We start from the raw sequence: 11,248 nt of genomic DNA on the forward strand, positions 1-11,248 counted from the left end.
AATTAGTTATCGATTCAACAAGGCGCGGGTTTCATTGGAGGCAGCTTGCATGGCTTGTTCTGGGGTTCTGCTTCCGGTTAGGGCGGCGCTGAGATACCGTTGCAAAATATCAGAAGCCTGGGCATATTGAGCGATCGGAGGCCTTAAAACTGGGTTCTGCACTACTTCCAATAAGTTGGGAAGATAGGGAAACTTCTCGACTAATGGCGGGTCATTAAATAGAGATATTCTGGAGGGAACATAACCAGTTTCTAAAAAATATTTGCGCTGAACTTCTGGTTTATTAAAGAAGTTGATAACCGCCCAGGCTTCGTCTTTATGGCGAGAAGTGGAGGCAATGCCAAATCCCCAACCTCCTAAACAAGCACCACTATTTTTACCGGGGGCGTGTACCATTGGTTTAATGGCAAAATTTCCGGCTATGTCTGAGTTGGAGGCGAGGGAATAAACATAAGGCCAGTTTCTTAAAAAGGCAGTATTACCACTTTCAAATAGGCGGCGGGTTTCTTCTTCGGCGTAGGTGGTAACTCCAGGGGGAGAAATGTTTTTGGTAATGGTATCTCGGAGAAATTGCACAGCGGCGATCGCTTCCGGTTTATCTAACCCGACTTCTTGGGTATCTGGGTCGATCCAAAATCCTCCAGAACCTTCTAAAATTTCGGTAAACATAGCCGATAAACCTTCATATTGTCTACCTTGCCACAAATAACCCCATTGGGCTAAATCTTCTTCTTGTAGCCTTTGGGATATCTCTATTAATTCATCGAAAGTGTCCGGAGGTTCTGCGCCAATTTTTTCTAATAAATCAGTCCGATAATACAGCATTCCTCCGTCTGTACGGAAAGGCATTCGGTAAAGTTTATCTTGATAGCGTCCCCCGTCAATATCCCCTTCTAAATACGCCTGTAACTGTCCTGGAGTCACCCGATTCGATAAATCAGATAACCACCCGGCTGCTGCAAACTTTTGTACCCAAACGATATCCATATAAGCGAGATCGTAGGGAGAATCTCCGAGTAAAAAAGCCGAGGTATATAGGTCTTCGACTAAATTGGTGTTATTGGGGCCGCTGATGACTTCTAGGCGGATATTTTCGTGGTTTTCATTAAAGTCTTTAACCAGGGGTTGCCATTGGGCTGCTTCCAAGGCTTGGACTAACACCCTCACGGTTACGGGTTGTTGGCTAAAGGCGGGAATAATAACGCACAATACCGCTAATAAACTGGCGATCGCTAATCCCAAATTTCGCCAAAATCTCGAATATTTTAGATGAAGTAAGCGGCTATTGATTTGACGATTAATTCTGTGTTTCTGTAACATTACTAAATTTTTGCAATTGACAACCGGAAACAATCCCTATATCTGGAGATAGACCTGATTTACCCTGGTATCAAATGCAGGTTAGAGTTCACTTGGGTTATGATTATACAAATTTTTGAGGATTATGGCAAGGCAACTTTAGATTACTTAATATTTAGGGGGTGGCCATCGGAAAATTTCTGTATAATCTGACACACATCAGATTGATTGATGCTATTAATCTTTAAGGTAAGATAATATCACCTAATTAAAAAATATTTTTAGCCATTAATTATCATCTGGCGATCGCTGACCCAACCACTAGAATAAAAATTAGATTGACTTATAGACACGAGGCTAGTAAAATCTTCTGAAGATTAATTAATCAGACCTTGATAATTTAGGAAAGACCAGTGTTAGACATTAAACTGATTCGGGAAAATTCACAAGAGATTCAACAACGCCTCAACCGTCGAGGAAACTATGACCTAGAAGCCATCTTAGAATTAGATGAAAAACGGCGGGAACTTGAACAGCAACGCATTCAACTAGAAACCCGCAGCAACGAGATCGGTAAACTTGTAGGAGAAAAAATCAAATCTGGAACCGACCCCAAAGGGCCAGAAATTCAAGCATTGAGGGAAGAAGGACAGCAAATCAAGTCCCAGTTAAGTGACTTAGAACCCCAAGAAAAAGACCTAGAATCGCAAATTACTAGCCTATTACTTCCTTTACCAAACCTTCCTAGTGACACCACCCCAGAGGGAAAAAGTGAAGCCGAAAATGTGGAAGTACGCCGCTGGGGAGATGAATATAAACTCCAAAATGCCGAGATTTTACCCCATTGGGAAATCGGAGAAAAGCTAGGAATTCTTAACTTTGAACGAGGGGTAAAGATTGCCCAAAGTCGTTTTGTTAGCTTAGTGGGGGCTGGCGCGGCATTAGAACGCGCATTAGTTCAATTTATGCTGGATACCCACACAGCTAATGGCTATTTAGAAGTTATACCACCCCTGCTAGTGAATAGTATATCTTTAACTGCTACAGGTCAATTACCTAAATTTGCGGAAGAAAGTTTTAAATGTGCTGATGACGATTTATGGTTAATTCCTACTTCAGAAGTTCCGGTAGTTAACCTATATCGTGATGAAATTTTAGAAAGTGAACAACTCCCCATTTATCACTGTTCATTTACTCCCTGTTTTCGGCGGGAGGCGGGAAGCTATGGAAAGGATACCAGAGGTCTAATTAGACTGCATCAGTTTAATAAAGTGGAATTGGTGAAATTAGTACACCCAGAGACTTCGGAGTTAGAACATGAAAAATTAGTGGCGGATGCTGAAGGTATTTTACAGGCTTTAAAATTACCCTATCGTGTGATAGAATTGTGTACGGGAGATTTGGGATTTGCAGCAGCTAAATGTTATGATTTAGAAGTATGGCTACCTTCAGCAGGAACTTACCGAGAAATTTCGAGTTGTTCTAATGTTAAAGATTTTCAAGCCAGACGTGCCAATATTCGGTTCCGGGAAGCCAAAGGCGACCCCAAGAAAAAGAAAAAGAAAACGGAGTTTGTTCATGCTTTAAATGGTTCGGGATTGGCGGTTGGACGAACTATGGCTGCCGTTTTAGAAAACTATCAGCAGCCGGATGGAAGCGTTAAGGTTCCGGAGGTTTTACAGCCTTATTTGGGGCGAGAGGTTTTGTAAAATTTGGCTGGTATGTTAACTTAAAAAAAAGAGTGGGGTTTTGCTTAGGCTTAACCCCAAGATAAAAATTAACTTGTTTCTGAATATCAGCTATTGGTAAAATTTGGTTAGTGAATTGTAAAGATCACCATGAATTTTAAAACACGAATTAGCGAATTTACAGGTTCAATTAATTCTTTAACCATAATCTCAACCATAGACATTCTTCAGCGAGACATAATAATGATACCAGTAAAAATTAGGGAAAGTCCGATCCACTGATTCAAATCAAATCTTTCACCAAATAGTAAATTTCCGGCGATCGCAATTAAAGTAAAGCTAATTCCGGCAAAAATTGGATAAGCAGTCGAAACCGGAAGCTGATCTAATGCTTTCGCAAATAAAATCACATTAACTCCATAGACCATAATGCCACCGATAAACCAGGGAGAAAGCAACAGAGTTAACAAACTTGGATCGGTAGCTACCAGTCGCGATTTTTTTAACAGCAGACTACCGACACAGTTATTAATTGCTGCCAAAATCAAAAATCCCCAACCACTTAAATAAAAATTCATAGGATACCATTTAACCTAATTTATTCTAGCCATTTAGTGTTAATGACTCTGCCGCCAGAGTAATAACCTACTTCCCCAGGTTGAATCCTGTCTTTTATTTGAATGCGAAAAGATTGCATAGTCTGAAAATCCACATCAGAAATTATAAAGTTTTGGGTTTCTAATCTTTGGTCAAAGGGAATATGCACATTCATAAAATAAGTACCGGGTGATAATAGTTTAACCCAGTATTCTCGATCGCCAATGCGGTTAATATTTAAAGCATTCGAGGGATTAATCAAATTGTTAAATGTGGCATTGTTGAGTAATTCAATTTCTGACTCTGCAAAAAGTTGGCCAGCAGCATATAAGCCATTGCGATAAATATAGACTCCATTTAAGTTGTCTGGTATATTAATTAAAAACATTCTGCGTCCTTGGATTTCCTGATCAATGCTTTCAATTACTTGTTTAGCTATGTTCCCGGCTAAATTCCAGTTTTGATTAAAGCTATACAAATAATAAGATAAAATGATTGATATAATCATGAATTGAATAGCTAAAAGTACACGAAATCTAGCCAGAGAAACACCAATAACTAATACCAATAAAATCACCAAAAATGCCGATGGTAAATATAGGAGTCTTTCCCCTTCTGTATTGGACAAGGAAATGCGAATATTAATCACAGGTAATAAAGAAGTGCCAAATAATCCTAACAAAAGAATTGCTAATTTTGCAATTAATATATAAACCCCTTGTCGGCACAAACAGACGACCACAAAAGTACAAATAATGGTCATGAATATGGCAAAAAATATCACCCAGTTTTCTTCTGGAATATTAGGAAGTGGGGGAATGATAATTCTGAGGCTAGAAGCCAAACCTCGCTGGATAATGTCAAGATTAAAGTTGGTGTGAACCCCGCTTCCGTAGCCTCCTAAAAATTGTCTAATTCCCAAGTATCTTAGCCCCAAATAAATTGGCAAAACCGAGGCATACATTAGCGGCAAATATAGTATTTTTAATAAATTAATATAATTGTTTTTATTCAGGTAATTATATAATTCATATAACAATACTAATCCTGGGTAAATAATGACTGATTCTTTGGATAGTAAACCCAGAAAAAATAGGATATATGATATAAAAAATAATCGGTTATTGTCGGTTTCTTTATATTTAAGATAACCACAAAATGCCGCCAAGCCAAAGCAAGTAGCGACGAGATCGGATCTGGCTGATATCCAGGTAACAGCTTCAACATGACTATGAAGAATAATGAAAATAAAGCCGGAGACTAGGGAGAAAATATTAATTAATTTTCCGGCTAGATCTGCACCCCTAAACAACAGCCGAGACATTGCATAAACCAGAAAAGCATTTAAGCCATGGAAAAATAAGTTGGTGAGGTGATAACCAAGGGGGTTCAGTTCCCACAGTTGATAATCAGCAAATAGAGTTAGGGAAATTAGGGGACGAAAAAACACATCTGGTGGGGTTGTCCAGACACCAAATACACCTCTGGTTTTGATTTGATAAATCCAGTTAAAATCATCCGATAAGAAAAAAGAGTTGATGATGTTTCCATAGGCGATCGCTGTTAAAATCCAGCCAGAAATTAAAGTGATTGCGTGCCATTTTAACCAGGAATCCGTCTGGTTTTGGGATTTTATCATTTTGTTTAAAACCAATTAGAACTTTATTTTAACATCAAATTTATGGTCAGTATACCCATAAAAATTGACGGCAAATTACCCCGATAGCCAGCTATTAAGATATTAATAGTTCCAGCCAATTCTACTGACTAAAATTAATAGAAAATCGCTGTCCTTCGATAGTTCCAGCCACAAAAATAGAACTAATCTCATTGTGGGAATTATAGCGAATATTGGCAGTTCCGATAACTCCGGGAATTGTCGCCCCAGTAATTGTCATCTCCAAACCAGAAGCCGTTTCGCGGGCTATATTACCCGTTAACTTGACCGGATTTTCCCGACTATCCCAAAAGGTTAGTTCAGCATTACCACTGCTATCAACATTAATAGAGGCGGCGGTAATAGATTCTTGAAAGCGACTATTAACGGAATAAATCCCACTACCAGTTTGACTAAGTTGCAATTCTCGGCGGGTAGTTTGGGCGCGCGCCATAGGTGTTGGCATCACGGTTAAAGACCCAGGGGATACCCCTACCAAAATTCCTAGCATAATTAGCCAAAATCGGTGAATATTCATGGTTATTTTTTTCTGCAAAACTTACCCAACAAGCGATCGCCATTAGGGACAGAACCCCTAATCATCAGATCCATTTATTGACCACTATCTGTCAATCTATTTTATACTGCATCAACCTCAAATGATAAAATTTGCGGTATGATATACAATTTAGCACTGGTAGGACATCAGATGATTGACCAACTTTTAGATGGACGGTATCAGATCCTAGAGATAATCAGGTCGGGGGAATTTGGGAGTACCTATCTAGCCAAAGATACCCGTCGCCCTGGGGAACCTATATGCTTTGTCAAGCATCTACGATTTTTGGTAGAAGATCCCCAATTATTTAAGAATACTTACCGTCGCTTTCAACAGGAAGCCGAGGTTCTAGAAAAGTTATCCCACCACGACCAAATCCCCCAACTGCTGGCTTATTTTGAACAAAACCAGGAATTTTATCTGGTCGAATCCTATATAAATGGACAGTCCCTAGCCCAGGAAATTTTACCCGGTCAACCTTTATCAGAAAATTCGGTAATTGCCATCGTCTCAGAAGTTCTAGAAATCCTGAATTTTGTTCATGATCAAGGAGTAATTCACCGGGATATTAAACCTAGTAATCTGCTGAGGCGGGATGCAGATCAAAAAATTATGTTATTAGATTTTGGGGCGGTTAAAGAAATTGGTTTTCACCAAAATAATAATCCTCCTACGGCGAGAATTGGCACTTTAGAATATATGCCCATCGAGCAATTCGAGTGTAATCCTCGCTTGAATAGCGATATTTATGCCCTGGGAATGATTGCTATTCAAGCATTAACTGGAATGGCAGCTTATGAATTACGAAAAATCGAGAAAATCATCCGACCAATGCTGGGGAATTATTCTGGCGAGATTTAGCCATTGTTAGTCCTGAGTTTGCCGAGATTATCGATCGCATGGTTAAACCAGACTACCGAGAAAGATATCAGTCAAGCGAGGTAGTTTTGGCAGATATTAATAATCTCAGTAATCCTTCTCAAACTGATGCCAATAAACTCGAAAGATACCGAGAAGAAGTTAAGCGCATCGGCAATTATGAAGGGGAAATATCAGTAGTAGGTCGCCAAATTTTAGAAGAGCTACGAGTGAGTTTACAAATCTCCGAACCCCAAGCCAAAGCCATGGAAGACGAGATTCTTAATCCTTACCGTCGAGATCACCAGAAAGGCGATCGCTATCAACAAGCCCTGACCGAAGCCATTATACAGCAATATCCATTAGCCAAGAAAACCAGAGCAGAATTAGACCGACTGCAAAAAATGTTGGGAATTTCTGATCAGGATATGGCTATCATTGAAGCCAATATTTTACAATACCCGTTAACCAGAGAAACCAGAGAAGAATTAAGGCGACTTCAGCAGTTATTAGGTCTTTCCGATGATCATGTAGCTTTGATAGAGGCTCAAATTTTACCGGAATCTTGGTTAAATCAGATTTTAAGCAAATTAAATCCCGATCGCGATCGTCTTCTGTCCTGGCGTTGGGGATTTGTCATTAGTGGAATTATCATAGCTATTATCGGTTTAGGTTGGGGATTATATCAATATAATAACTGGATACAATCCCGAGCACAAGCCGATATTAAAGAACAACTTGATACCGAAAAAATTGACTATATTCAGTCATTATTAGCCGCCAATAACTATCAAGATTGTATTACCGCTGCCCAAACTTTTCCAGAGTCTTCACCTCAGTATGCTGTCGCCCAGGAGTTACTCAGCCAATGTCAAGATGTGATTAGCTGGAAACAAGCAAAAGTTAACACATTCCCCATTCATACAGCCGCCGTCCAGTCAGTTGCTGTCAGTCCTGATGGCAGGATAATTGCTAGTGGCAGCCGAGATAACACCACCAGACTTTGGCATATAGAAACCGGGGAAGTGCTGCAAAATTTTGTAGGCAATTCATCAGCTATTCTCTCCGTAGATTTTAGTAACGATGGCTTATCATTAGCAGCCGGAACTCAACTATCTCAGGTGATAGAATGGAATCTGGAAACCATTGAATGGTATCCCCCATTAGTCGGAGGCTCTCCCATTGAAGCTATACAAATTAGCCCTGATAATAGAGCGATCGCCACCGGAAGTGCCGATGGTAATGTGCGAGTGTGGAATCGGAGAACTGGGTTAATTTTATATAACAACAATCAGCATTCGACTATTGTGTATTCCGTCGCCTTCACCCCCAATGGTCGTTGGTTGGTTACGGGTTCAGGGGATGGCAATATTCATATTATTGATTGGCAGATAGATCAGTTACGCCATAGATTCCCAGCACATACCGGAGAAGTGCGATCGCTTGCGATTACTCCTGATGCTCTGCAAATTATCAGTGGTGGTACAGATAACAATATCAAAATTTGGAACCTAAGAACAGCAGAAGAAGTGATAACTTTAACAGGTCATAGAGGCGCAGTTCTTTCCGTAGCTGTCAGTCCAGATGGGACACAAATTGCTAGTAGTAGTCGGGATAGAACCGTCAAAATTTGGAACTTAAAAACTGGGGAATTACTTAATACTTTAACTAACCCTCAAGCCGTAGTTAATTCTCTAGTTTTTGGTATTAACTCCGCCACCTTAATCGGAGGCACTCAGGATGGAACAGTTGTAGTCTGGCAGCGATAATCTGGCGTTATGGGGGGGTTCACCATCAGGATTTTAGCCCTGGGGGGGGGGTGGCAACGACAGACCATTACCCGTAGGGGTATCCAGTCCCCTATACCATCTGAATTGTTGCCGGAAACCCAAGCATTGAAGAGGATTGTAGGCTGCCAAACTTTTTGGTATAAGTCTCTCAAAAATTTGCCACAATTTTAGATGTAAATTTTCTCATCAATATGATATTGTAGTAACAGAACTAGTATATTTGAGATAATCAGAACATCAGAGCGTCTACTTACTACATATCTATCTGAGTCTACTAGACCCGGATAAACTATCGGAAAACGGTTGTAACAATTATAGTGTTACTGTCTACCGGTTGAATTTACATCAGTATTTATATGGATCATGATTGACCAACTTTTAGACAGACGGTATCAAATCCTAGAAGTTATTGAGTCTGGGGATCTAGGTAGTACGTTTTTAGCAAGAGACACCCGTCGCCCAGGGGAATGCCTCTGCTTTATCAAACATTTGCGACTTTTGGTAGAAGATATCAAGCTGCTGAATATTGCCCGTCGTCGGTTTCGCCAGGAAGCCAAGATTCTGGAAAAATTATCTAGACATGATCAAATTCCGCAACTTTTAGCTTATTTTGAGGAAAACGAAGAATTTTATCTAGTGGAGTCTTACACTCCTGGTCATCTCCTCTCTGATGAATTTTGGCCCGGTCATCCCCTATCAGAAAACCTGGTAATTCAGATAATTTACGATGTCCTAGAAATCCTGACTTTTGTCCATAGATTCGGAGTAATTCACCGAGATATTAAACCTAGTAATTTACTCAGGCGAGACTCGGACGGAAAGTTAATGCTATTGGATTTTGGGGCGGTTAAAGAAATTAGTTTTAGCCAAAATCATAACCCCCCCACAGGTCCGATTGGAACCATAGAATATATGCCTATTGAGCAGTTCGAGTGTAACCCCCGCCTCAATAGCGATATTTATGCCGTGGGTATGGTCGCTATTCAAGCCTTAACCGGACTTCCTAGTTATGAATTATCACAACTGCGAGAAAATTATCATACTAACCCAGGACAGTTGTTCTGGAGGCATTTAACTATTGTTAGTTCCGAATTTGCCGACATTATAGATCGCATGGTGCAGTTGGACTATCGGGAAAGGTATCAATCGGCGGAAGAGGTTTTAACTGCTTTGCGAACCATGGGCGATCGCAGTCCCACCGATTTTAGTAAACTCCAAACTTACCGAGAAGAAATACAACGCTGCGCTAGTCATAAAGGTGATATTTCCGTAGTTGGTAGGCAAATTTTGGAGGAACTGCGAGTCACTTTAGAAATATCCAAGGAAGAAGCAGAAGCCTTAGAAGATGAAATACTTAATCCCTATCGTAAGTATCGTGAGAAGGGAGAACGTTACGAACAGGCATTAATAGCAGCAGTTAAACAGCAATATCCTTTTAGTGCTGAAACGCAAAGTGAACTAGATAGACTCAAGGAATTGTTAGGTATTTATGATGAAGATGTCGAGGTGATTAAATCTCATGTCTTACCCAAATCTGGGTGGAGTAAAATCTTAGATATCTTTGGAGATAATCCCCGTACTGAAGTGGCTAATAAACAGCCTAAATCATCCGTCGCTTTTCGTCCGCGCCCGTCTTTTTGGTTGGTGATTGGGGGTATTTCTTTGGCGATCGCTATGTTACTTTTCCTGTTGTATCAATATCAAAGATGGCAACAGTTACAACTAACCAGAGCCAATCAACAACAACTTTATAGCCAACAGTTTGAGACAGTCGCCGATTTGGTACAAGCGGGAAACTACCAAGGTTGTATTACCCAAGCCCAACAAATTCCCGAATCTTCTAGCTATCATCCCCAAGCACAGACAGTGCTTGAACAATGCCAAAGTGTGGTTAATTGGAAACAGGCAGACCTAACGACTTTGGCAGGTCATACAGCCCCTGTAATGTCAGTAGCAGCTAGTAATGATGGAGAAATAATTGCTAGTGGCAGTCGGGATAATACTATCAAACTCTGGAATACACAAACCGGGGAAAATATCTCCACACTCACCGGAGATGGATCGGCTATTCTGTCCGTCAACTTTAGTAGTGATGGCATTGAATTAGCATCAGGGACGGAATTTTGGCGGATTCTGGAATGGAATTTACAAACCCGAGAATTGTATTTACCATTGGAACACTCAGCCCCAATTTTGACAGTACAAATTAGCCCTAATAATAGAAATATTGCTTCTGGCAGTGCTGATAATACTGTGCGAGTTTGGGATCGCCGTACCGGACAAGTTTTGTATAACCATACTCAACACTCAGAAACAGTTTATGCGCTGGCTTTTAGTCCTAATGGTCGCTGGCTGGTGACGGGTTCAGGCGATCGCACTGTTCATGTTATTGATTTAGAAATGCGTGAGTTACGCCACCGTTTACAAGGACATAACGGAGAAGTCCGAGCCGTGGCTATTACTCCTGATGGTCAAAATATCATCAGTGGTAGTAGTGATAATACCATAAAAATTTGGGACTTACAAACCGGACAAGAAACCATAACCCTCACAGGTCATCAAGGGGAAATTCTCTCCGTAGCCGTCAGTCCCGATGCCTCTCAAATTGCCAGTAGTAGTGGCGATCGCACTGTCAGAATTTGGAACCGAGCCACCGGAGAGCTACTGAATACCTTAACAGATATTCCCGCCGTCATTAACTCCGTATTTTTCCTTAATGATGACACCTTAATAGGAGGCAGTCAAAACGGAACCGTTGCTATATGGAGGAGACAGCAATCATGAAAAGACTACCCATTGA

8 protein-coding genes are annotated in these 11,248 nt (G+C 40.5%); 4 read left to right on the top strand and 4 right to left on the bottom strand.

Going from position 1 to position 11,248, the window contains the following annotated elements:
* Positions 1-6 precede the first annotated feature (6 nt).
* The gene (locus HFV01_RS23420) at positions 7-1,320 is read right to left on the bottom strand and encodes an ABC transporter substrate-binding protein (protein ID WP_006621620.1); all 1,314 of its coding nucleotides are present in this window, start codon (positions 1,318-1,320) and stop codon (positions 7-9) included.
* A gap of 392 nt (positions 1,321-1,712) precedes the next feature.
* Here HFV01_RS23420 and serS point away from each other — a divergent pair, with 392 nt between their 5' ends.
* Entirely contained in the window at positions 1,713-3,008 is a 1,296-nt protein-coding gene (serS, locus tag HFV01_RS23425) for a serine--tRNA ligase (RefSeq protein ID WP_006667894.1), read from the top strand.
* 206 nt (positions 3,009-3,214) lie between these two features.
* Here the strand turns inward: serS and HFV01_RS23430 are convergent, their stop codons facing one another.
* The 3 genes from HFV01_RS23430 to HFV01_RS23440 form a co-directional block, all read right to left on the bottom strand.
* Positions 3,215-3,565, bottom strand: coding sequence for a DMT family transporter (locus HFV01_RS23430; protein ID WP_006621622.1), 351 nt, complete (start codon positions 3,563-3,565; stop codon positions 3,215-3,217).
* A 20-nt stretch (positions 3,566-3,585) separates the two neighbouring features.
* Positions 3,586-5,166, bottom strand: coding sequence for a glycosyltransferase family protein (locus tag HFV01_RS31155; protein WP_369076477.1), 1,581 nt, complete (start codon positions 5,164-5,166; stop codon positions 3,586-3,588).
* A gap of 178 nt (positions 5,167-5,344) precedes the next feature.
* Complete coding sequence (locus HFV01_RS23440; protein WP_006621624.1) at positions 5,345-5,779, bottom strand: hypothetical protein; 435 nt, start codon at positions 5,777-5,779, stop codon at positions 5,345-5,347.
* Positions 5,780-5,917: 138 nt separating this feature from the next.
* On the opposite strand from HFV01_RS23440, the gene HFV01_RS31160 reads away from it, so the two are divergent.
* From HFV01_RS31160 to HFV01_RS23450, 3 genes are all read left to right on the top strand, one after another.
* Entirely contained in the window at positions 5,918-6,661 is a 744-nt protein-coding gene (locus tag HFV01_RS31160; RefSeq protein ID WP_318285900.1) for a protein kinase domain-containing protein, read from the top strand.
* A gap of 38 nt (positions 6,662-6,699) precedes the next feature.
* Positions 6,700-8,427, top strand: coding sequence for a WD40 repeat domain-containing protein (locus tag HFV01_RS23445; RefSeq protein WP_318285901.1), 1,728 nt, complete (start codon positions 6,700-6,702; stop codon positions 8,425-8,427).
* Between the two features lie 384 nt (positions 8,428-8,811).
* Positions 8,812-11,232, top strand: a complete 2,421-nt coding sequence (locus tag HFV01_RS23450; protein ID WP_006667898.1) for a serine/threonine-protein kinase — start codon at positions 8,812-8,814, stop codon at positions 11,230-11,232.
* The last annotated feature ends 16 nt before the right edge of the window (positions 11,233-11,248 follow it).

It is taken from the genome of Limnospira fusiformis SAG 85.79, assembly GCF_012516315.1.
GTDB lineage: Bacteria > Cyanobacteriota > Cyanobacteriia > Cyanobacteriales > Microcoleaceae > Limnospira > Limnospira fusiformis.

Coding starts and splice junctions, on each gene's coding strand:
- HFV01_RS23420 (WP_006621620.1), bottom strand. CDS start 1,320: ATGTTACAGAAACACAGAATTAATCGTCAAATCAATAGCCGCTTACTT.
- HFV01_RS23445 (WP_318285901.1), top strand. CDS start 6,700: ATGGTTAAACCAGACTACCGAGAAAGATATCAGTCAAGCGAGGTAGTT.
- HFV01_RS23450 (WP_006667898.1), top strand. CDS start 8,812: ATGATTGACCAACTTTTAGACAGACGGTATCAAATCCTAGAAGTTATT.
- HFV01_RS31160 (WP_318285900.1), top strand. CDS start 5,918: ATGATATACAATTTAGCACTGGTAGGACATCAGATGATTGACCAACTT.
- HFV01_RS23430 (WP_006621622.1), bottom strand. CDS start 3,565: ATGAATTTTTATTTAAGTGGTTGGGGATTTTTGATTTTGGCAGCAATT.
- HFV01_RS23440 (WP_006621624.1), bottom strand. CDS start 5,779: ATGAATATTCACCGATTTTGGCTAATTATGCTAGGAATTTTGGTAGGG.